This is a genomic window from Pseudoponticoccus marisrubri (assembly GCF_001482405.1).
In the GTDB taxonomy this organism is placed as follows: Bacteria; Pseudomonadota; Alphaproteobacteria; order Rhodobacterales; family Rhodobacteraceae; genus Pseudoponticoccus; species Pseudoponticoccus marisrubri.
Map to the genome: position 1 here is coordinate 264,627 of NZ_LPXO01000003.1, position 21,271 is coordinate 285,897.

At 67.7% G+C, this 21,271-nt stretch carries 20 protein-coding genes and 1 pseudogene; 9 read left to right on the top strand and 12 right to left on the bottom strand.

Features of this window, described 5'->3' with window-relative positions; translation table 11 throughout:
* Window positions 1–74 precede the first annotated feature (74 nt).
* The 5 genes from recA (at window position 75) to AVJ23_RS07295 (ending at window position 5,369) form a co-directional block, all read left to right on the top strand.
* Window positions 75–1,145 (top strand): recombinase RecA, encoded by a 1,071-nt coding sequence (recA, locus tag AVJ23_RS07275; RefSeq protein WP_058861498.1) that lies wholly within the window; start codon window positions 75–77, stop codon window positions 1,143–1,145.
* A 165-nt stretch (window positions 1,146–1,310) separates the two neighbouring features.
* Complete coding sequence (gene alaS / locus AVJ23_RS07280) at window positions 1,311–3,986, top strand: alanine--tRNA ligase (protein ID WP_058861499.1); 2,676 nt, start codon at window positions 1,311–1,313, stop codon at window positions 3,984–3,986.
* A gap of 1 nt (window position 3,987) precedes the next feature.
* Window positions 3,988–4,275, top strand: coding sequence for a DUF1330 domain-containing protein (locus AVJ23_RS07285; protein WP_058861500.1), 288 nt, complete (start codon window positions 3,988–3,990; stop codon window positions 4,273–4,275).
* Window positions 4,275–4,745 (top strand): MOSC domain-containing protein, encoded by a 471-nt coding sequence (locus tag AVJ23_RS07290; protein ID WP_058861501.1) that lies wholly within the window; start codon window positions 4,275–4,277, stop codon window positions 4,743–4,745. The genes AVJ23_RS07285 and AVJ23_RS07290 overlap by 1 nt, the downstream gene beginning before the upstream one ends.
* 351 nt (window positions 4,746–5,096) lie before the next feature.
* The gene (locus AVJ23_RS07295; RefSeq protein ID WP_058861502.1) at window positions 5,097–5,369 is read left to right on the top strand and encodes a hypothetical protein; all 273 of its coding nucleotides are present in this window, start codon (window positions 5,097–5,099) and stop codon (window positions 5,367–5,369) included.
* 84 nt (window positions 5,370–5,453) lie between these two features.
* Here AVJ23_RS07295 and AVJ23_RS07300 read toward each other — a convergent pair whose 3' ends face one another.
* Window positions 5,454–6,152: a DUF6639 family protein gene (locus tag AVJ23_RS07300; RefSeq protein ID WP_058861503.1), complete on the bottom strand. Its 699-nt coding sequence runs from the start codon at window positions 6,150–6,152 to the stop codon at window positions 5,454–5,456.
* Window positions 6,153–6,159: 7 nt separating this feature from the next.
* A complete protein-coding gene (gene typA / locus AVJ23_RS07305) occupies window positions 6,160–7,977 on the bottom strand; it encodes a translational GTPase TypA (RefSeq protein ID WP_058861504.1) in 1,818 nt (605 codons plus the stop codon).
* Window positions 7,978–8,290: 313 nt separating this feature from the next.
* On the opposite strand from typA, the gene AVJ23_RS07310 reads away from it, so the two are divergent.
* A complete protein-coding gene (locus AVJ23_RS07310) occupies window positions 8,291–8,875 on the top strand; it encodes an outer membrane protein (RefSeq protein WP_058861505.1) in 585 nt (194 codons plus the stop codon).
* Window positions 8,876–8,928: 53 nt separating this feature from the next.
* On the opposite strand, the gene AVJ23_RS07315 is transcribed toward AVJ23_RS07310, so the two are convergent.
* The gene (locus AVJ23_RS07315) at window positions 8,929–9,258 is read right to left on the bottom strand and encodes an SMR family transporter (protein ID WP_058861506.1); all 330 of its coding nucleotides are present in this window, start codon (window positions 9,256–9,258) and stop codon (window positions 8,929–8,931) included.
* 174 nt (window positions 9,259–9,432) lie between these two features.
* On the opposite strand from AVJ23_RS07315, the gene AVJ23_RS07320 reads away from it, so the two are divergent.
* Together AVJ23_RS07320 and AVJ23_RS07325 are read left to right on the top strand one after the other, a co-directional pair.
* Window positions 9,433–10,005, top strand: coding sequence for a PDC sensor domain-containing protein (locus AVJ23_RS07320; RefSeq protein ID WP_058861507.1), 573 nt, complete (start codon window positions 9,433–9,435; stop codon window positions 10,003–10,005).
* A 58-nt stretch (window positions 10,006–10,063) separates the two neighbouring features.
* Window positions 10,064–11,797 carry a methyl-accepting chemotaxis protein gene (locus AVJ23_RS07325; RefSeq protein ID WP_058861508.1) on the top strand — a complete coding sequence of 578 codons (1,734 nt, stop codon included), beginning with the start codon at window positions 10,064–10,066 and terminating at the stop codon, window positions 11,795–11,797.
* Between the two features lie 13 nt (window positions 11,798–11,810).
* Here AVJ23_RS07325 and AVJ23_RS07330 read toward each other — a convergent pair whose 3' ends face one another.
* The 5 genes from AVJ23_RS07330 to AVJ23_RS07350 form a co-directional block, all read right to left on the bottom strand.
* Window positions 11,811–12,992: a vWA domain-containing protein gene (locus tag AVJ23_RS07330; RefSeq protein ID WP_058861509.1), complete on the bottom strand. Its 1,182-nt coding sequence runs from the start codon at window positions 12,990–12,992 to the stop codon at window positions 11,811–11,813.
* Between the two features lie 147 nt (window positions 12,993–13,139).
* A complete protein-coding gene (locus AVJ23_RS07335) occupies window positions 13,140–13,307 on the bottom strand; it encodes a hypothetical protein (RefSeq protein WP_058861510.1) in 168 nt (55 codons plus the stop codon).
* Window positions 13,304–14,689: a DUF2927 domain-containing protein gene (locus tag AVJ23_RS07340; RefSeq protein ID WP_058861511.1), complete on the bottom strand. Its 1,386-nt coding sequence runs from the start codon at window positions 14,687–14,689 to the stop codon at window positions 13,304–13,306. The genes AVJ23_RS07335 and AVJ23_RS07340 overlap by 4 nt, the downstream gene beginning before the upstream one ends.
* Window positions 14,689–15,144 (bottom strand): GNAT family N-acetyltransferase, encoded by a 456-nt coding sequence (locus AVJ23_RS07345; protein WP_058861512.1) that lies wholly within the window; start codon window positions 15,142–15,144, stop codon window positions 14,689–14,691. The genes AVJ23_RS07340 and AVJ23_RS07345 overlap by 1 nt, the downstream gene beginning before the upstream one ends.
* A gap of 299 nt (window positions 15,145–15,443) precedes the next feature.
* Window positions 15,444–16,346 (bottom strand): AEC family transporter, encoded by a 903-nt coding sequence (locus AVJ23_RS07350; RefSeq protein WP_058861513.1) that lies wholly within the window; start codon window positions 16,344–16,346, stop codon window positions 15,444–15,446.
* 126 nt (window positions 16,347–16,472) lie between these two features.
* Here AVJ23_RS07350 and AVJ23_RS07355 point away from each other — a divergent pair, with 126 nt between their 5' ends.
* On the top strand, window positions 16,473–17,078 hold the full coding sequence (locus tag AVJ23_RS07355; RefSeq protein ID WP_058861635.1) for a hypothetical protein: 606 nt from the start codon (window positions 16,473–16,475) through the stop codon (window positions 17,076–17,078).
* A gap of 144 nt (window positions 17,079–17,222) precedes the next feature.
* Here the strand turns inward: AVJ23_RS07355 and AVJ23_RS23305 are convergent, their stop codons facing one another.
* From AVJ23_RS23305 to AVJ23_RS07370, 4 genes and pseudogenes are all read right to left on the bottom strand, one after another.
* Window positions 17,223–17,732 carry a fasciclin domain-containing protein gene (locus AVJ23_RS23305; RefSeq protein ID WP_240484560.1) on the bottom strand — a complete coding sequence of 170 codons (510 nt, stop codon included), beginning with the start codon at window positions 17,730–17,732 and terminating at the stop codon, window positions 17,223–17,225.
* Between the two features lie 27 nt (window positions 17,733–17,759).
* A pseudogene (locus AVJ23_RS23310) lies at window positions 17,760–18,299 on the bottom strand (fasciclin domain-containing protein); the annotation flags it as partial.
* A 145-nt stretch (window positions 18,300–18,444) separates the two neighbouring features.
* Window positions 18,445–20,487 (bottom strand): ASKHA domain-containing protein, encoded by a 2,043-nt coding sequence (locus AVJ23_RS07365; protein WP_058861515.1) that lies wholly within the window; start codon window positions 20,485–20,487, stop codon window positions 18,445–18,447.
* Window positions 20,488–20,593: 106 nt separating this feature from the next.
* Window positions 20,594–21,235: a hypothetical protein gene (locus AVJ23_RS07370; RefSeq protein WP_157772638.1), complete on the bottom strand. Its 642-nt coding sequence runs from the start codon at window positions 21,233–21,235 to the stop codon at window positions 20,594–20,596.
* Window positions 21,236–21,271: the final 36 nt, after the last annotated feature.

Here is a 21,271-nt window from a genome sequence, read left to right on the forward strand (position 1 = left end):
ACCTGAGGAGAACAAGAGGCGAACAAAAGCAGCGATTGCCGCGGCTCCGGCCGTGTGGAATAAGGACCGAAACGATGGCAACGGCAGATCTCCTGACGATGAGCAACAAGCGCGACGACAACAAGCAGAAGGCGCTGGACAGCGCGCTGGCGCAGATCGAACGCCAGTTCGGCAAGGGCTCGATCATGAAGCTCGGCGGCGAGAACGCGTTCAAGGATGTCGAGGCGACCTCGACCGGCTCGCTGGGTCTGGACATCGCGCTGGGGATCGGCGGCCTGCCCAAGGGCCGGATCATCGAGATCTACGGGCCGGAGAGCTCGGGCAAGACGACGCTGACCCTGCACGTGGTGGCCGAGGAGCAGAAGAAGGGCGGCGTCTGCGCCTTTGTCGATGCCGAACATGCGCTTGACCCGCAATACGCCAAGAAGCTGGGCGTGGACCTGGACGAGCTGCTGATCAGCCAGCCCGATACCGGGGAACAGGCGCTCGAGATCACCGACACGCTGGTGCGCTCGGGCGCGGTGAACCTCGTCGTGGTCGACTCGGTCGCGGCGCTGACGCCGAAAAGCGAGCTCGAGGGCGACATGGGCGATTCGAGTGTCGGCGTGCAGGCCCGCCTGATGAGCCAGGCCATGCGCAAGCTGACCGGTTCGATCAGCCGCAGCAACTGCATGGTGATCTTCATCAACCAGATCCGCATGAAGATCGGCGTCATGTTCGGCTCGCCCGAGACGACGACGGGCGGCAACGCGCTGAAATTCTACTCCTCCGTGCGGCTCGACATCCGCCGCATCGGCGCGATCAAGGACCGCGACGAGGTGGTGGGCAACGCGACCCGCGTGAAGGTGGTCAAGAACAAGGTGGCGCCGCCGTTCAAGCAGGTCGAGTTCGACATCATGTATGGCGAGGGCATCTCGAAGATGGGCGAGCTGCTGGACCTGGGCGTGAAGGCCGGCGTCGTGGACAAGGCCGGGTCCTGGTTCAGCTATGGCGACGAGCGGATCGGGCAGGGGCGCGAGAACGCCAAGACCTACCTGCGCGAGAACAGCCGCGTCGCGCTGGAGATCGAGGACAAGATCCGCGCCGCCCACGGGCTCGATTTCCACATGGCCGAGGATGACCCGGACGTGGTCGAGGACGACTGAGCCGTCCACACCGGCGGTCTCAGGACAGGGCGCTCCCGGCCGGGGGCGCCTTTTTCGTGTCGGGCGTGCCGCGCGGCCCGGACGGGCCGGCGCAGCTTATGGACACCCGGTGCGGGCGCAGATACATCTCGACGCCGACGCTCAGCCCGCAAAGAGGCCCGACACATGGCAAGCCTGAACGACATCCGGTCGACCTTCCTGAACTATTTCGAAAGACAGGGGCACGAGATCGTGTCCTCGAGCCCGCTCGTCCCGCGCAACGACCCGACGCTGATGTTCGTCAACTCGGGTATGGTGCAGTTCAAGAACCTGTTCACCGGGGTCGAGCGCCGCGACTACGTGCGCGCCACCACCGCGCAGAAATGCGTGCGCGCTGGCGGCAAGCACAATGACCTCGACAATGTGGGCTATACCGCGCGGCACCATACCTTCTTTGAAATGCTGGGGAATTTCAGCTTCGGCGATTATTTCAAGTCGGACGCGATTCCCTTTGCCTGGGAACTTGTGACCCGCGAATTCGGCATCGACCCCAAGCGGCTCTACACCACGGTCTATCACACCGATGACGAGGCCTTCGAGATCTGGAAGAAGGTGGGCGTCCCCGAGGACCGGATCATCCGCATCGCGACCAGCGACAATTTCTGGCAGATGGGCCCGACCGGCCCCTGCGGCCCCTGCACCGAAATCTTCTACGATCACGGCCCCGAGGTCTGGGGTGGCCCACCGGGCAGCCCCGAGGAGGATGGCGACCGGTTCATCGAGATCTGGAACGTGGTCTTCATGCAGAACGAGCAGTTCGAGGACGGCTCGATGAAGGCGCTCGACATGCAGAGCATCGACACAGGCATGGGGCTGGAGCGGATCGGCGCGCTGCTGCAGGGCAAGCACGACAATTACGACACCGACCTGATGCGCAGCCTGATCGAGGCCTCGGCCAATGCGACCAGCGTGGATCCCGACGGGCCGGGCAAGATGCATCACCGGGTGATCGCCGACCACCTGCGCTCGACCTCTTTCCTGATCGCCGACGGCGTGATGCCCTCGAATGACGGGCGCGGCTACGTGCTGCGCCGGATCATGCGGCGGGCCATGCGCCACGCACATCTGCTGGGCGCGGCCGATCCGCTGATGCACCGGCTGGTGCCCAGCCTCGTGCGCCAGATGGGCACGGCCTATCCCGAGTTGAACCGCGCGCAGGCGCTGATCGAGGAGACGCTGCAGAGCGAGGAGACCCGGTTCAAGCAGACGCTGGAGCGGGGGCTGCGGCTGCTTGATGACGAGCTGGGCGGCCTGCCCGAGGGCGCGGCGCTGCCGGGCCAGACGGCGTTCAAGCTCTATGACACCTACGGCTTCCCGCTGGACCTGACGCAGGATGCGCTGCGCGAGAAGGGGCGCGGCGTCGATGTCGAAGGGTTCGACGCGGCCATGGCCGAGCAGAAGGCGCGTGCCCGCGCGGCCTGGTCCGGCTCGGGCGAGGCGGCGGATGGCGCGGTCTGGTTCGACATCGCCGAGGCGCATGGCGCGACGGATTTCCTGGGCTACGACACCGAGACGGCCGAGGGGCAGATCCTGGCGCTGGTGCGCGACGGGGCGCAGGTTGATGCGCTGTCGTCTGGCGAGACCGGCTGGGTCGTGCTCAACCAGACGCCGTTTTATGCCGAGGCGGGCGGCCAGGTGGGCGACACCGGCTGGCTGCGCCGGTTGGAGAACGAGGATGAGGGCGCGACGGTCCGCGACACCCAGAAGATGGGTGGCGGGCGCGTCACGGCGCATCATGTGACCGTCGATCGCGGCAATCTGTCGGTGGGCGACGCGCTGGGGCTCGAGGTCGATCACGCGCGGCGCGGCGCGATCCGGGCCAACCACTCGGCCACGCACCTGCTGCACGAGGCGCTGCGCCAGGCGCTTGGCGATCACGTGGCGCAGCGCGGCTCGCTCAACGCGCCGGACCGTCTGCGCTTCGATTTCAGCCATTCCAAGGCCTTGAGCGCCGAAGAGATTGCAAAGGTCGAACAGGAGGTCAACGCCTTCATCCGCCAGAACAGCGCGGTGACGACCCGGATCATGACGCCGGATGATGCCCGTGCGATCGGCGCGCAGGCGTTGTTCGGCGAGAAATACGGTGAAGAGGTGCGCGTCGTCTCGATGGGCGTACAGCACGGGTCGGGCAAGGGCGCCGATGGCCAGACCTGGTCAATCGAGCTGTGTGGTGGGACCCATGTGGCGCAGACCGGCGATATCGGCACCTTCGCGCTGACCTCCGAGACCGCCTCCAGCGCCGGCGTTCGTCGGATCGAGGCGGTGACCGGGCAGGCGGCGCTGGATCTGTTGCGCAGTCGGGATGCCGCGCTTGGCCGGATCGAGGCGCTGCTCAAGGCCGGCGGCGATGGCGCGGTGGACCGCGTGGCCGCGCTTCTGGACGAGCGGCGCAAGATGGAGAGCGAGATCTCCAGCCTGCGGCGCGAACTGGCCATGGCCGGTGGCGGCGGGCAGGTCGCGGGCGGCGAGACACGCGAGATCGGCGGCGTGCGTTTCCTGGCGCAGGTGCTCTCGGGCGTGACGGGCAAGGATCTGCCGCCGCTGATCGACGAACACAAGGCGCGGCTGGGCTCGGGCGCGGTGCTGCTGATCGCCGATACCGGCGGCAAGGCGGCCGTGGCGGCCGGCGTGACCGAGGATGTGGTCGGCACCGTGTCTGCCGTGGACTTGGTCAAGGCCGCCGTGGCCGAGCTGGGCGGCAAGGGCGGCGGCGGCCGGCCCGACATGGCCCAGGGCGGCGGCAAGGATGCCAGCAATGCCGAGGCCGCGATCAAGGCGGCGGAAGCCGTGATGGGAGGATAAGATGCCGGCACTCTGGATTGCACATGTGAGCGTCACCGACGCCGAGGCCTACGGGAAATATGCCGAGCTGGCCGGACCGGCCATCGCCGCGCATGGCGGCCATTTCATCGCACGGGGCGGCCGCTTCGTGCAGCTCGAGGGCAAGGAGCGGCCGCGCAATGTCGTGGCGCGCTTCCCCTCGGTCGAGGCCGCGGTGGAGTGTTACAATTCCGACGCTTACCAGGCGGCGTTGAACCATGCCCGCGGCGCATCCGAGCGCGAGCTCATGGTGGTCGAAATCGACGAGTGATGCGCAGCCTGGCCGAGCTGCGGCAGAGCTTTGCCGGCCCGGGGCGCGTGACATGGATCGGGCTGCGGCCGGCGCGCAAGCAGCCGCCGGTCGCGGTCGAGAGCGCCGTGGTGGACGAGGACGGGCTGCAGGGCGATCACGGGCGGCCGGGCAAGCGCGCCGTCACGCTGATCCAGGCCGAGCACCTGCCGGTGGTCGCGTCGCTCTGCGGGCGCGAGATCGTGACGCCGGAAATGCTGCGCCGCAACATCGTCGTGGCGGGGCTGAACCTTTCGGCGCTGCGCGACACGCGGGTGCAGATCGGCGGCGTCATCCTGCACATCACCGGGCCCTGCGCGCCCTGTTCGCGCATGGAAGACGTGCTGGGCCCCGGCGGCTACACGGCGCTGCGCGGGCATGGCGGCTGGTGCGCGGGTGTCGAACGCCCCGGAGAGGTCGCGATCGGGGCCGAGGTCCGCCCGCTCTTCTGATCCGATAGGCGTCTTTTTGCCCGCCTTTTCCACGGGCTGGGCAAGCTATCGCCAGTGCCGATTTGCGCGCTTTGAGGGGGTCGGTGATTCGTGTCAGATTGGCACATCCGTTTCCCGCGGGGCGATGAATTTTTCGTCTCAGGGAAGTGTTTCCGGATCAGAAAAATTACCCCCCTGCCAGAATTGCCGGACCGTGGCAAATTTATGGCAGTCTCGGCATAGAATCCACGGTTTGCGGGGAAAAACGGGGGGTTCCGCGATTTTTGCCCGAACAAGTCCGGAATTCCTGTCGCGCCCTGCGGATCTTCTTGGCTACAGTTTGAACACCTTCAATTTCTTGGGAGAAAGATCATGAAAAAGGTTCTTGCAGGCGTGTTCCTCGCTGCCACGGCGCTGGCCGCTCCGGCCATGGCTTGGGAAAGCCAGGTCGTCGCGTGCTACGACAAGGTCTACGTGCCGCCGAAGTACAAGACCCACAAGAAGCTGGTCATGGCGGCCCACTACGAGTGGGAGCACAAGCATGGCCAGATGGTCAAAGTGTACTACCCGGCCGTGTACAAGGAGTACCGCCACAAGGAGCACGAGGGCTACTACGTCGCCCGCAAGGCACCTTGCAAGCACTAACCTCCTGATCTCGGAGAGAAAACGGAAGGCGCGGGGACTGCCACCCCGCGCCTTCTTCTTTGCGCCTGCAGCATGGTGCGGCGCTCAGGGCAGAGCGTGGTCGAAGACGATTCCGCCCTGAAGAATGCCGTCGATCCAGGCGCAGCGGTCGGCGCGCTGCTCCAGATGCGCCCAGGCATTCAGCGCGAAACGGTCGGGCGCGAGCATCAGCAGCATCGCGTTGATCGCGTCGCGCTTGACCGGTTGCGCAAGGTCCATGCGCGCGGCGATGGGCGCGCGGTCCTCGGGCGACAGCGCGTCGATCTGGAAGGCATAGGCGAGGTATTCGCTGGTCGCGACACAGTGTCGGAACGGGCAGGGCGTGCCGTCATAGAGCGCGTGGGTCATCTCGTGCAGCACGATGCTGTCGAACATCCGCTCTGCGGGCACATGGGCAAAGATCCCGTCGGGCCGGCGGGTGGTCGCGATGGCCGCGGGCGACAGCACCTCGATCCGGTCCGTCCCGCAATGGAACAGGCCAAGGCAGACCGGGTCCAGCCGGTCGAGGATGGTGATGCTGAGCCCGGTGTCGAGGCTGTGGCCGCAGGCGGCAAAGGTCTCGATCGCCGCACCCGCCGCGCGGCAGGTGCGCCCCGCAAGGCCGACATCCTGCGTGGTCACGCGGATGTCGATGCCGGGGCAGAGCGTCTCGGACGCGGTGCCGGGCAGGGCCCAGAGCAGCGCGGCGAGCGCCGGGGCGGCCCCGCCCGTCGATTTGCGTCGCGCGCTGCCCCCCCGGCCCATCGCCCGCTCAGCCGCCGCGCGACGCGCGCTTGCGCTCGTGCGGGTCGAGATGGCGCTTGCGCAGCCGGATCGCGCCGGGCGTGACCTCGACCAGCTCGTCATCGTTGATATAGGCGATCGCCTCTTCAAGGCTGAGCGTCATGGGCGTGGTCAGGCGCACCGCCTCGTCCGATCCCGAGGCGCGCACATTGGTCAGCTTCTTGCCCTTGAGCGGGTTCACCTCGAGATCGTTCTCGCGCGAATGTTCGCCGATGATCATGCCCTGGTAGACCGGGGCCTGCGCGCCGATCATCATCTTGCCGCGCTCTTCGAGGTTCCACAGCGCGTAGGCCACGGCCTCGCCCGACTCCATCGAGATCAGCACGCCCGCCCGCCGGCCAGGGATGTCGCCCTTGTGCGGGGTCCAGCCGTGGAAGACCCGGTTGAGCACGCCGGTGCCGCGCGTGTCGGTCAGGAACTCGCCGTGATAGCCGATCAGCCCGCGCGAGGGGACATGCGCGATGATCCTCGTCTTGCCGCTGCCGGCGGGGCGCATCTCGACCAGCTCGCCCTTGCGCGGGCCGGTCAGCTTCTCGATCACCGCGCCGGTATACTCATCATCCACGTCGATCGTGGCTTCCTCGACCGGCTCCAGCTGGACGCCGTCTTCTTCCTTCATGATGACCTGCGGGCGCGAGATCGACAGTTCGAACCCCTCGCGGCGCATGTTCTCGATCAGCACGCCCATCTGCAATTCGCCGCGCCCCGAGACCTCGAAGGCCTCGCCGCCGGGCGTGTCCTTGATGCGGATCGCGACGTTGGTTTCGGCCTCCTTGTAGAGCCGGTCACGGATCACGCGGGACTGCACCTTCTTGCCGTCGCGCCCCGCCAGCGGACTGTCATTGATGCCGAAGGTGACGGTGATGGTCGGCGGGTCGATGGGCTGCGCCTCGAGCGGCTCCTCGACGGCCAGCGCACAGACCGTGTCGGCCACGGTGGTCTTGGTCATGCCCGCGATCGAGACGATGTCGCCGGCCTCGGCCTCCTCGATGTCCTGCTGCTGCAAGCCGCGGAAGGCCTGGATCTTGGTCACGCGGAACTGCTCGATCTTCTGGCCGATGCGGCTGATCGACTGCACGGTCTGGCCGACCTTCAGCTTGCCGGATTCCACGCGCCCCGTCAGCATGCGCCCCACGAAGGGGTCGGCGCCGAGCGTGACGGCCAGCATGCGGAAATCATCGTCGCGCTTCTTCACCTGCTTGGGCTCGGGCACGTGGTTGATGATCAGGTTGAAGAGCGCGTCGAGGTTCTTGCGCGGCCCGTCCAGCTCGGCATCGCACCAGCCCGAGCGGCCCGAGGCGTAGAGATGCGGGAAATCCAGCTGGTCCTCGTCGGCATCGAGGTTGGAGAACAGGTCGAACACCTCGTCCAGCGCGCGGTCGGGCTCGGCATCGGGCTTGTCGACCTTGTTGAGCACCACGATCGGCCGCAGCCCCAGCGCCAGCGCCTTGGAGGTCACGAACTTGGTCTGCGGCATCGGGCCCTCTGCGGCATCCACCAGCAGCACCACGCCGTCCACCATGGACAGGATGCGTTCCACCTCGGCGCCGAAATCGGCGTGGCCGGGCGTGTCGACGATGTTGATGCGGGTGCCCTTCCACTCGACGCTGGTCGCCTTGGCGAGGATCGTGATGCCGCGTTCGCGTTCGAGATCGTTGCTGTCCATCGCCCGCTCGGCGACGGCCTGGTTGGCGCGAAAGGCGCCGGATTGCTTCAGCAACTCGTCCACCAGCGTCGTCTTGCCGTGGTCAACATGGGCGATGATCGCGACATTGCGCAATTCCATTGGGGTCTTCCTTCGATGCGGAGTTGCCGGCGCACTAGCCGTCTCTGCCGCAAAAGGCCAGACCTAAAGGCGTTCGGGACCTGTGTTGTCATGGCGCAACGCAAGGGCCGCGATCGGTGCCGTGGCGGAACCGGCGGCCCGGCGCCGAGCCCCGGGGGCCTGTGCGCAAGCTTTGGCCGAGCACGAGGCGATCACGTTTAACTGACTGACGACAAAGGGTTTGGCCTCTGGAACGTGGCGGCGGTTTGCATAGTTGGGGGGATGTCAGCGCGATGCAAACGACATCGCGGAACGCCTAGGAAAGGACAGAACAATGAAACGCAGCATGATCGCCCTGATCGCCGCATTCGGCACCACCGGTGTCGCCGCAACTGCCGGCACGCTCGAGATGCCCGCCACCGACCCCGCCCCGGTCGCGCCGGCCCCGGTCGCCACCGTGACCCCCACCAGCGACTGGACCGGCGTCTATGGCGGTCTCAGCTTCGGCAATCTCGAAGTGACCGCCCCGGCGCAGCGCGAGGACGAGCGCAGCTTTGGCGGCTTCGTCGGCTATGACTACGACTTCGGTGACTTCGTGGTCGGCGGCGAGTACGAATTCCAGGATGGCGGCGACCTGACCGTGCAGGGCGTCGATGTCGAGAACGTGCAGCGCCTCAAGCTGCGCGGCGGTTATGACTTCGGCGAGACGCTGGTCTATGCCACCGCCGGCGCGGCGCGCGTCGACACCTCGATCGGTGACAGCACCGGCCCGTTCGGCGGCGTGGGCGTCGAGTACCGCGTGACCGACCGCTTCAGCGTCGGTGGCGAGGCGCTGACCCACAGCTTTGATGACGTGGGCGGCACCGGTGTCGATGTCGATGCCAACACGTTCAACCTGCGCGGCACGCTGCGCTTCTGAACCTCACCCCCGTTTGCGTGAGGAGACGCCCGGTCGGATCGGCCGGGCGTTTTTCAATGCATGGTGCTGTCCGAGAAGAGGTTGATCACCAGGATCCCGGCCAGGATCAGCCCGATCCCCAGAAGCGCCGGCAGATCCAGCCTCTGCAGGAAGACCACGCGCCCGATCAGCGCGATGAAGACGATCCCCAGCCCCGACCAGATCGCATAGGCGATGCCCACCGGGAAATGCCGCAGCGCGATCGCCAGCAGGTAGAAGGCCGCGGCATAGGCCACCACGACCAATACCGACGGACCCAGTCGGGTGAATTGCTGGCTGGCCTGCAGCGCCGTGGTGCCAACGGTTTCGGCCAGAACGGCCAGCGCGAGAATGAGATAGGGCATCGGTGTCCTCGTCGGCAGGCAGGTGCGGCCTGCTTACCGCGCGCCGGGCACGGGCGCCAGCCATTCGGATTGCCGGGGCGCGCAACAGAAAGTGCTGTGCATTTTAGCGGGCCTTAAGAGAGTATAAGCGCTCCGTTCGTAGGGTGACGACGTTTCCAACCCTGCGGAGGTCCCATGAAACGCCCGATTCTCCTTGCCGTGCTGGCCTGTCTCGCCGCGCCCGCGGCCCATGCGATGGAGCTGCGCGCGGCGGCGCAATCCTATCTCGACAGCGCGATCCGCCCCTGGATGCAGGAGCCCGTCCTGATCGAGGCCATCCAGGCCCAGAATGCCGTCACCTCGGGCTATGACCAGGCGCGCGTCGACAGTCTCGACCAAGCCTGGCGGGCCGAGGTCGGCATGGCCAGCACCCCCACGATCGACGCGGTGTTGATGAACGCGGCCTCGGATTTCCTGCGCGCGCAGGTCGCTGCCGCCGGCGGCACCGTGACCGAGGTCTTCGTCATGGATGCGCAGGGCCTGAACGTTGCCGCCTCGGGCGTGACCTCCGATTACTGGCAGGGGGACGAGGCCAAGTTCAGCGAGACCTATCCCAAGGGCAGTGATGCCATCCATGTGAGCGAGGTGGAGTTCGACGAATCCAGCCAGAGCTACCAGGCGCAGATCTCCGTCTCGATCACCGACCCGGCCACGGGGGACGTGATCGGCGCCATGACCGTGGGCATCGATGCCGAGGCGCTGATGTAGGCCCGCCCGGTTTCGACAGGCAAGACACCGGTCCAAGGACAAGCAGACGAGGCAGACAATGTCGGACATGATCGAGATGGCGCGCTGGCGCAAGGTACTGGATTCCGTCTTCCTGCGATGCGCGGCGGTCATGGCGGTCACCACGATCGTGGTGGCCGCGGTGATGAGCCTGCAATCCTCGCGGCTGGTGAACCGCGTGGTGATGGACAATGTCGTGCAACAGGCCGCCGCGGCCACGCGTGCCGAGGCGCAGGCGCTGTTCAACCCGGTCCGCTTTAACGTGGCCGACAAGATCGAGGAAACGCTCGCCAATGCGCTGGAGGATGCCGGCGCTGCCGGCCGGGCCGGCCTTGTCGTGGGCGCCGACGGTGCGATCCTCGCGGCCACCGGTGACGACGTGCTGCGCTCGGTCCTGCTCGATCTCGCCCGCGACGCGCTGGCCGAGGGCACGGCCCAGGCCACGCCCGACGGCATGCTGCGCGTCGAACCGGTCCGGCAGGGCGCCGACGGCCCGGTCCTCGGCATGCTGGCCCTCGGCTGGTCGGCCGATGCCGCGCTGGCCGAGGTGGCCGCCGCCAAGCTCTCGATCCTCGCCTGGGCCTTCGGCATCTTTGCCCTGATGATGGGGCTGACAATCTGGGCGCTGCGCCGCTTTCTCGGAACGCCGCTGCAGCGTCTCGGCAGCGCGGTGCGCCGCGTCAGTGAAGGCGATTACGACAGCGAGATCTGCGTCTCGCGCCGCGCGGACGAGATTGGCGCCATCGGATCGGATCTCGAACGGCTCGTCGCCACCCTGCAGACGGCCCGCGCTGCCGAAACCGCCCGCGCGCAGGAGATGGAGGCGCAGGTCACGGTGGTCGACCTGCTGGGCAAGGCGCTCGACGTGCTGGCCGAGGGCGTGCTGACCGGCGATATCGACCAGCCCTTCCCGGCCGAGTACGAGACGCTGCGCAGCAATTACAACCGCGCGGTGACCGCCCTGCGACAGGCGATCGGCGAGGTGCGCGGCAATGCCGACAACATCCGCAACTCGGCCGAAGAGATCGCCCGCGCCTCCGACGACCTGTCCCGCCGGACCGAGACGCAGGCTGCCACGCTGGAGCAATCCGCCGCCGCGCTCGAGGAACTGCTCAACAGCGTGAACGCCTCGGCCACCAATGCCGACAGCGCCGACCAGGCCGTGCGCAATGCCCGCGAGATCGCGGCCCGCAACGGCGAGATCATGAAATCGGCGATCAACGCCATGGGCGAGATCGAGAAATCCTCGGACCAGATCGGCGAGATCATCACCGTGATCGACGATATCGCCTTCCAGACCAACCTCCTGGCCCTGAACGCCGGAGTAGAGGCCGCCCGCGCCGGTGAGTCCGGCAAGGGCTTTGCCGTGGTCGCCTCCGAGGTCCGCGGCCTGGCCCAGCGCAGCGCCGAGGCCGCACAGCAGATCAAGGACCTGATCACCGGCTCCGCCGACCAGATCCAGAAGGGCGTACGGCTGGTGGAGCGGGCCGGCGTCGCACTGGACGAGGTGGTCGACCAGGTCGCCGACATCTCGGGCATGGTCACGGATATCGCCAAGGGTGCCGGCGAGCAGGCGCAGGGGCTGAACGAGATCAACGTCGGTATTGCCAATCTCGATCGTGTCACGCAGCAGAACGCGGCCATGGTCGAGCAATCCACCGCCTCGGCCCATATGCTGCGCACCGATGCCACCCACCTGGGCGATCTCGTGAACGGCTTCCGGACCGAACGCGCACCCGAGGCCGGCTCACGTCACGCGGGCCGGGCCGCATGAGCTCCGCAGCGGTTCAGCCCAGCATCCGCATGCCGCGGTCCAGCCCGTCCAGCGTCATCGGCACCATCCGTTCCTCGAAGATCTCGCGGATCATGTGGATGGATTGCGTATATTGCCAATGCCGCTCGGGCACGGGGTTGATCCAGAGATGATCGGCCCATTGCGCCCGTGCACGTTGCAGCCAGACCTGCCCGGCCTCGGCGTTCCAGTGCTCGTTCGCCCCGCCGGGATAGGCGATCTCGTAGGGCGACATGGAGGCATCGCCCACGAAGATGCACTTGTAGTCCGCCCCATAGGTGTTCAGCACCTCCCAGGTGGGGGTCTGCGCATCCCAGCGGCGGCGATTGTCCCGCCACACGCCCTCGTACAGGCAGTTGTGGAAATAGTAGTGCTCGAGATGCTTAAACTCGGCGCGCGCGGCCGAGAACAGCTCTTCGACGATCTTGATGTAGGGGTCCATCGACCCGCCTGCATCAAGAAACAGCAGCACCTTCACCGCATTGTGCCGCTCGGGGCGGGTCTGCACGTCAAGATAGCCATGCTCGGCCGTCGCGCGGATCGTACCGTCCAGATCCAGCTCTTCCTCGGCGCCCTGGCGCACCCAGCGCCGCAACCGCTTGAGCGCGACTTTGATGTTGCGTGTGCCCAGCTCGACCGAGTCGTCGAGATTGCGGAATTCGCGCTTGTCCCAGACCTTGACCGCCCGCTGGTGACGGCTCTCGTCCTGACCGATACGCACCCCCTCGGGATTGTAGCCATAGGCGCCGAAGGGCGAGGTTCCGGCGGTGCCGATCCACTTGTTGCCGCCCTGGTGGCGCCCCTGTTGTTCCTTGAAACGCTCCTTGAGCGTGTCCATCAGCTTGTCAAAGCCGCCCATCGCCTCGATCTGCGCCTTCTCTTCGGGCGTCAGGTGTTTCTCGGCCTGCTTTCGCAGCCAGTCCGCCGGCAGGTCGAGCGCCTCGAGCACTGCCTCGGGCGGCAGCGCCTCGAGCCCCTTGAAACTGGCTGCGAAGGCCTGGTCATACCGGTCGAGATGGCGTTCATCCTTCACCATCGCGGCGCGGCCAAGAAAGTAGAAGGCCTCGACGTCATAGGTCGCAAGCCCGGCCTGCAACCCGTCCAGGAAGACAAGGTACTCGCGCAGGGTGACGGGCACGCCAGCCTGACGCAGGTTTTCGAAGAAAGGCACGAACATGGCCCATCTCTAGGGCATGCAGCGGGCCGGGAAAAGATGGCTCGGCAGAACCCAGTCCGATCTTCGCGTTTCAGCCCGGATGCCGGCGCGCGACATCGCGGGATGCGCCGGCATCGGACGAGGCCGCGCGAACGCGGCCAGGTCCGGTCAGGCGATGAGCTTTTCAACCGCGATCGTGACAATCAGCCCCAGCAGCGCGAAGGCGATGGCGTAGATCACCGCATATTGCGCGATGTCCAGCCGGTTGCCCTTGCGGCCCTTGGCCGTCCTGGCCCCGATGATGGCCCCGAGAATGGCCATAACGATGACGATCATAGCGCCCCTCTGCGACGTGCCGGGTTGAGCGAACCGATCTCGCGCAGCTTGGCGCGCACGGCCCAGTCGGAGCCGAACCCGTACCGTGCCCAGCCAAGGCTGTCCACCCGCACCTTGCGGCCCTCGGTGATGCGGCCGGCCAGTTCCAGCGCCTCGGCCCGCAGCATCATCAGCGTGGCCAGCAGGGCGGCGTTCTCGTGCCGCGCGGCGGTGTCCAGATGAGGGGTCAGCAAGTAGAGCGCATCCTCGGGCCGGCCCGAGCTGATCGCGTAGGCAGCCAGCTGCGAGGCGACATAGGCGCGGTGCAGGGCGGTGTCGGGGCGCGATCCGAAATAGCGCTGCGCCAGAACGAAATGATCCTGCGCGGCCTGCGGGTCGACCGATTGCAGCAGCCGGCCCATGGCGTAATGCGAGAAGGCCCGCCGGTGATCGCGCCAGCCCATGGCGCTGGCCACCTTCAGCGCTTCGGTCGCGGCATCGCGGCGCTGCGCGGGGTTCGCCCCGGGGCCCAGCGCGGTCTGCACCGCGTCGATCCAGACCCGCGGCGTCTTGCTCAGCCGCTGCGGCTGGCCGGACTGGCCGGCCGGGTTGATCCGCGCGAGGATCGCGGGCAGACGGTCGGCCACCTGGGCGCGGTTCATGCCGGTGCGCAGGCTGGGATCGTAGTAGATCCGCAGGATGAGCATGTCGTACCCGGTCAGCACCGTGTGCACGTTGTCGTCGTTGAAGACGCTGTCGGGCAGGCGGTAGAGGTCGTTCAGCGGGCCAAGCGCCTGGGCCAGTTCCTCGTGCAGGCAGTCGCGCACCTCTTGCGGGCTGGCATCGTTGGGCAGGAAGATGGCCAGCCGCTCGCGCGAGCGCAGCTGCGACCAGCTGGTCTTGCGCGACCGGCGCGAGGATTTGTACTCGGACAGAGACGAGACGTTGGGCACCACGAAACAGGCGGCCTGCGGCAGCGCGTTGCGGATCTCGGCGCGGGTCACGGCCTGGATGGTGATGTTGGCGCCGGCCTCGGCGGTCAGGCGGATGTCGATCCCGGCCTCGGTGCGCAGCCGGTGCACGAGGCGTTTGAGATCGGGGCCGAGCGAGGCGGGCGGCGCACCGGTGACGCGCAGCGAGATTGGCCCCTCGAACCGGGTCAGGATCGGCAGCGGTCGGCCCGATTCGAGGCTGAAGGCGAGGTCGAGGAAATCGCGCGCGATGTCGGAATTGGCGGCCACGGGCTGTTGCGGGCGCGGCACCGAGAAGGATTTCATCGGCGGCAGCGAGCTGGCGCTGTCGACCACGGCGGCGGCGCGCGTCGCGGTATCGCTGTGCGACACCGGCATGCAGGCGCCGAGCATCAGGTAAAGCGGGAGGAGGAAACGACGGGTCTGGCGCATCACGGTCTCTGGTACTTGATGAACGGGGTGACGACGCCGATCCGGTCATAGAGCCGGCGGGCATTGTCGTTGAACGTCTGAGTCAACCAGTAGACAGTGGCGGCCCCGTGCGCGTCGGCGGCGGCGTAGACCCCCTCGATCAGCGCCCGGCCCACACCGCGGCCGCGCATCTCGGGCCGGGCGTAGAGATCCTGCAGGTAGCAGACCTCTTCGATCTTCCACGCGTGACGATGGAAGAGGTAATGCGTCAGCCCCACGACATCGTCGTCGACCTCGGCCACCAGCGCGCTGAAATCGCGCGGATCCTCGCCCAGAAGACGGGCGAAGGTGGTGTCGAAGACCTCCGGCGCGACACGGGTCTCGTAGAAGGCCAGGTAGGCCGTCCAGAGCTCTTGCCAGACCTCTCGGTCTTCGGCGCGCAGGGCGCGCACGGTCGGTGCCGTATCGTGGGACAATGTGAAGCCTGCCTGCTTATGGTTTCTCAGATGTACAAGACATCCGATGTTTTTCTGTCCTCTCTGCGAACACTATAGGGCAAAAGCGCGGTTTCTGCCCAGCGTTGCACATCCCTGTGGACAAAATTTTCCCATGTTCGGGAGGCGCGATAGGAAACTGTATGTTTCCAGTGTTTTGACGGGTGCAGCGCTGCAACAGATCCTGTGCGCAACCCGGTGCAGTCTTTCGGGACCGTGGTTAACAATGGCCGCAATTTGGCAACCTGAGCTTGTGGCGCTGACGTGCGGACACGTGCACGTCAGGCAAGCCAGGCCAGCGACAGCAGCGACAGGGTGCTGGTCCAGATGATCACCGGGGCGATCACGTCGGTGCGCACCCCGTAGAGCATGGCCAGCGCGAAGGCCATCGCGCCAGACGGGCCGGCGGCGGCAAGGATGAACAGCGTCTCCCACCCGGTGGGCGTGTCGGTCAGGTGCAGCCCGGCCCAGACCAGCGCGGGGAAGGCCAGCAGCTTGAGCGCCGAGATCGCGATCACCGGGCCCGAGGGCAGCAGCGCATGGCCCGACAGGATCACGCCCAGTGCGAAGAGCGTCAGAGGGGCGGCGCCGGCGCCGGCGAAATCCATCGCCGTCAGAACCGGGGCGGGCAGGGACAGCCCGGCAAGATTCAGCGCCGCGCCCAAGGCTATGGCGATCAGCACCGGGTTGCGCGCCACGCGGGCCAGTGCCGCGCGGCGGGATGCGCTGCGGCCGGCCATCAGGTCGGTGGTGACGATGAAGAAGCTGAACGTGACCGCCGAATCCCAAGACACCACGGCGGTGATCGGCAGCGCCGCCGCCTCGCCGTAGATCAGGTAGGAGATCGGCCAGATATAGAGCAGCGTGTTCACGAACATCGTCGCCATGGCCAGCAGCCAGGATTCGAGGTGGTCGCGGCCGAACCCCTTGCGCGCCACAAGGTAGGCCAGCGCGAACATCACCACCTGGCTGCCGGCATAGGCGGCGATCGGGGCGGGGCGGAAGCTGCTCCAGTCCTGGCCCGCGATCAGCGGCAGCAGCAGCGCCGGTTGCAGCACCAGGAAGGCCACCCGGTTCAGCGCCCCGGCCTCGTCATGGCGCACCTGCCCGGTCCGGCCCAGCGCAAAGCCCAGCGCGAGCATGGCGAAGACCGGCAGGATGTTATGCGTCAGCACGTGCAGCATGGATCTGGCCCTTGGTGGTTCGGGGCTGCTCAGACCACGCGACCCGCCCGGGTGCAAGCCCGCCGGGGAACGCGGATGCGCCCCGGGGGGTTGGCCTGCGAAGACACCGACACGGGGGATGATGCGATGTGGACATGGATGCAGGAGAACGCGGCCGTTCTGGGCGTGGTGCTGAACGCGGCGATGCTGCTGGTCTGGATGGCCTATCTGCAACTCATCTTCGCCAGCTTCCGCAAGGCGAACCGGGCGGTGATCCACATCGCCTCGGCGGTGGAACAGGAAAGCGACGCCCGCTGCCTCGTCACCAACATGGGTTCGGACACGGTCTATCTGCTGGGGATCAAGGTCGATCTGCGCCGCGACGGCAACACGCTGACCACCGTGGTCAGCGACCGGGTCGATGACGAGGCACCGCTCGGCGGGGACCTGCGCGCGCGCACCAACCAGGGCCCGCTTGAGGGGGGCGAGGTGTTGGATATCGGCAGCTTCCGCAAGATCTGCGAGCGGGCGGCCCGGCAGGCGGATGAGACCTTCGAGCCAAAGGATGGCGACAGTGTCGAGATCACGGTCGTCGTGGCCGCGCAGCAGGCCCACCGGCTGATGGGCGGCTACAAGCGGTTCGAGATCATGCAGGAGGGCGAGCAGCTGCGCTTTCGCTCGAACGACGTGCTGACCCGGCAGATCGGCTCAGCGATGCGGCGCCGCTCGCTGGCGCGCGCCATCGCGGCCTGACAGGCGCCGCTCGCGACAATACTGCGCGACACGACAAAGCCGCCCCGGGGGGGCGGGGCGGCTTTCACTCGTTACACGAAGCCCGGCACATACCAGTTCACGGGTTACCAGAACCGGGCCACTCGTTACCCAACCGGAACGGGCTCAGCGCGGCAGCAGCACGCCGTCGATCACGTGGATCACGCCGTTCGACTGCATCACGTCGGATTGCGTGACCTGCCAGGCATTACCGGTCTCGTCATAGATGAAGACCTCGCCGCCATTCACCACGCGCGCCGAGAGCGCGTCGCCCGAGGCCGTGGTCATGTGGTAGAACCCGTCCGACGAGCTGCGCTCGCGCCGGATGATGTCGGCGGCGGTCAGGCGGCCGGGCACCACATGGGCAGTCAGCACCTTGGTCAGCTGGTCCTTGTTCTCGGGCTGCAGCAGCGTGTCGACCGTGCCGGCGGGCAGGGCGTCAAACGCGGCGTTGACCGGGGCGAAGACGGTGAAGGGCCCCTCGCTCGACAGGGTCTCGACCAGCCCGGCGGCCTTCACGGCGGCGACCAGCGTGGTGTGATCCTCGGAATTCACGGCATTCTCGACGATGGTACGGTCGGGGAACATGGGCGCGCCGCCGACCATGGGCACATCCGCCGCCGCGTCTTCGGGCATGTCCTCCTTCACCGGGGCCGCGCCACGGGGCAGCAGCACGGTGTCGATCACGTGGATCACGCCGTTGGACTGCTCCACATCGGCGATGGTGACGGTGGCGCTGCGGTCGCGCTCATCGGTCAGGGTGATCATGTCGCCGTCCATCTGCGCCTGCAGGGTGCAGCCGCCCACGGTCTCGACCGGGTGGGTGCCGCCATCATCGGCGATCATCCCGGCAATCGCGTCGGACATGGCCTTGGCCGCGACCACGTGGCAGGTCAGCACGCGGGTCAGCTGATCCTTGTTCTCGGGCTGCAGCAGCGTCTCGACCGTGCCGGCGGGCAGGGCGTCGAAGGCGGCGTTGACCGGGGCGAAGACGGTGAAGGGCCCCTCGCTCGACAGGGTCTCGACCAGGCCGGCGGCCTTCACGGCGGCGACCAGCGTGGTATGATCGGCCGAGTTCACGGCGTTCTCGACAATGGTGCGGTCGGCGAACATCTCGGCGCCGCCGACCATCGGGTTGCCGCCGGCATGGCTCTCGGCCAGGGCGGGCAGGGCGAGCGCGCTGCACAGCGCGGTGGCGGTCATCAGTCGAAGCATGGGGTCCTCCCGGTCAGGTCTCAGGGCGGCGCGTCATGCGCCGCGGATACCCCTAGCCACGGAAGGATTGTCGTCGTGGTTTCACGCGACGCGGAAAAATCCCGGCGCGCGCGATCACGTGGACGTGAGCGGCTCAGCCGCGGCGGCGCCGGCGCCGGCCGCCCTCACCACCGCCGCTGCCGGTGTTGAACGAGACCACCGGCAGGCTCACCTGGCTGGCCAGTTCGGGGAACGGGTCGGTGGCGTGCGGGATGGCGTTGGCGGCCACGAAATGCTCCTGGAAGCGCGGCTCGATCGCCGTCTCAACTTTGGTGATGCGATGCACCATGCGCTCGATCTCGCGCCGCGCGGCCAGGCTGCAGAGCGCGATGCGCGCCCCGGTGCCGGCCGCGTTGCCGGCCGAGCTGACCTTGTCCAGCGCCACGTCCGGGATCATGCCCAGCACCATGGCGTGCAGCGCCGAGATATGCGCCCCGAAGGCCCCGGCCAGCACCACGCGGTCGACCCGGTCGACGCCGCGTTCGTCCATCAACAGCCGCGCCCCGGCATAAAGCGCCGACTTGGCCAGCTGGATGGCGCGGATGTCGCCCTGCGTGACGGTGATGCGCGGCCCGCCCTCGGCGCTGCCGTCATGGATCAGGTAGGCATGGGTGCGCCCGTCCGCCTCGCAGCGATCCGTGCCAGTCTGCGCGGCCGAGCCGATCAGCCCCGAAGGGTCCATCAGCCCGGCGATGCGCAGCTCGGCCACCGCCTCGATGATGCCCGAGCCGCAGATGCCAGTGATGCCGGTCTGCGCCACCTCCTGCCAGAAGCCGTCTTGGTCGGACCACAGGTCGCAGCCGATCACGCGGAAGCGCGGCTCTTTCGTGACCGGGTCGATGCGGATCGCCTCGATCGCGCCGGGTGCGGCGCGCTGCCCCGAGCTGATCTGCGCGCCCTCGAAGGCGGGCCCGGTGGGTGAGGAACAGGCCAGCACGCGCGTCGTATCGCCCAGCAGGATCTCGGCATTGGTGCCCACGTCGACCACCAGCACGAGGTCCTCGGACTTGCCCGGTTGTTCTGACAGGGCCACGGCGGCGGCATCGGCGCCCACATGCCCCGCGATGCAGGGCAGCACGTAGATCTGCGCGGCGCCGGGCAGGGCGGTCAGCCCCAGCTCGCGCGCCGACAGCGTTACCGCGTCCGAGGTTGCCAGCGCGAAGGGCGCCTGTCCCAGCTCCACCGGGTCGATGCCCAGCAGCAGGTGATGCATGACCGGGTTGCAGACAAAGACCGTCTCGAGGATCAGGCCCGCGTCGATCCCGGCCTCGGCCGCGATCTCGATCGTCAGCGTGTCCAGCGCCTCGCGCACGGCGCGGGTCATCTCAGTCGCGCCGCCGGGGTTCATCATCGCGTAGGAGACCCGGCTCATCAGGTCCTCGCCAAAGCGGATCTGCGGGTTCATGATGCCGGAGGATGCCATGACCGCGCCGGTGTCGAGATCGGTGAGATGCGCCGCGATCGTGGTGGAGCCCAGGTCGATGGCCAGCCCGTAGATCCCGGCCTCGTGCAGGCCGGGCCAGGCGGCGACAAGGCGCGGGATGGCGGAATTGTCGGATTTGTGCAAGGCCACGGTGATCCTCCAGTCACCTTTGCGCAGGATCGGTTGCAATCCGGCAAGTGTGGAAAACTCTGTGGATATCTCCTCGATGCCCCATTGCGCGCGCAGCGCCCGCGCGACGCGCTCGAGGTCGCCGGTGGGCTCGTGCATGTCGGGCTGATCCACCTCGACATAGTAGAGCCGCGTGGCCGGGTCCATCTGCAGGGTGCGCGCGGCTGCGGCCTTGCGCACCACCTGCCGGTGCACCTGGCTTTCGGGCGGCACGTCGATCACCACGTCGCGCTGCACCGTGGCCTGGCAGCCCAGCCGGCGGCCGGTCTTCAGACCGCGCTTGCTGTCATAGCGTTCCTCGACCGCGTTCCAGCCCGACAGCGCGTCCTCGGCCACCTGAACGCCATGCTTGGGGAAGTCGCCATAGGCTGGAGTGATCTGGCATTTCGAGCAGATGCCGCGGCCGCCGCAGACCGAGTCGAGGTCCACGCCCAGCTGCCGCGCGGCGGTCAGCACGGGGGTGCCCACCGGGAAGCGGCCGCGCTTGCCGGACGGGGTGAAGATCACGAGCGGGTCAGTGGTCATGCGGACTCCATCGTCTTGTCGTCGCGGACCATAGCGATTGTCGCGCCGGGGAAAAGGCGGGCTGCGTCATCATGGCCGCCGAAAGCGTCGCGCGGGGTGCGGCCGGTCAGCGCGTCCAGGGCAGGATGCCGGGCCCGGCCAGCCAGACCAGCAGCGGCACCGGCAGGGTGGCCAGCGCCAGCGTGGTCAGCGCGGCCCAGGTCCGGAACAGCCGGCTGACCCCGGCCAGCAGCGCGATGCCGCCGCCGCCGCCGATCAGCGCGTTGCCCGGCAGGTTGAGCAGCAGCGCCAGCCCGAGATGCCGCCCGCGATCCAGCACGGGGCGCAACGTGGCCGGCGCGTTCTGCGACAGGAAACGCAGGCGCAGGGCCTGCGGTTCATCCTCCAGCCGCAGAACCAGCGCGGCGGCGCGGTCACAGCGCAGGTCCTGCAGGCTGGCGGCGATCCACGCGGCGGGCAGGGCGCGCCCGACAAGGAAGGCCAGCGACAGCCCCGCCGCGGTGGCCGTCCAGACGAAGGGCGCGACCTCGGCCCCGCGCATCATCAGCAATGCCAGACCGATCTCGATGCCGGGCACGAAGGGCAGGGCCAGCAGCAGCGCGTAGCCGATCAGCAGAAGGCCCAGCACCAGCGCCGAGCCGCCGGCCTCGGGCGCCCGGGCCATCAGCGCGTCGCACAGCCGCAGCCCCGCCCAGGCGATCAGGCCGAGCAGGGCAAGTCGGGCAAGGCTGCGCAAGAGGGATCCCATGGGCCAGTCTCCCGCCGAACCGCCGCAAGGGCAAGC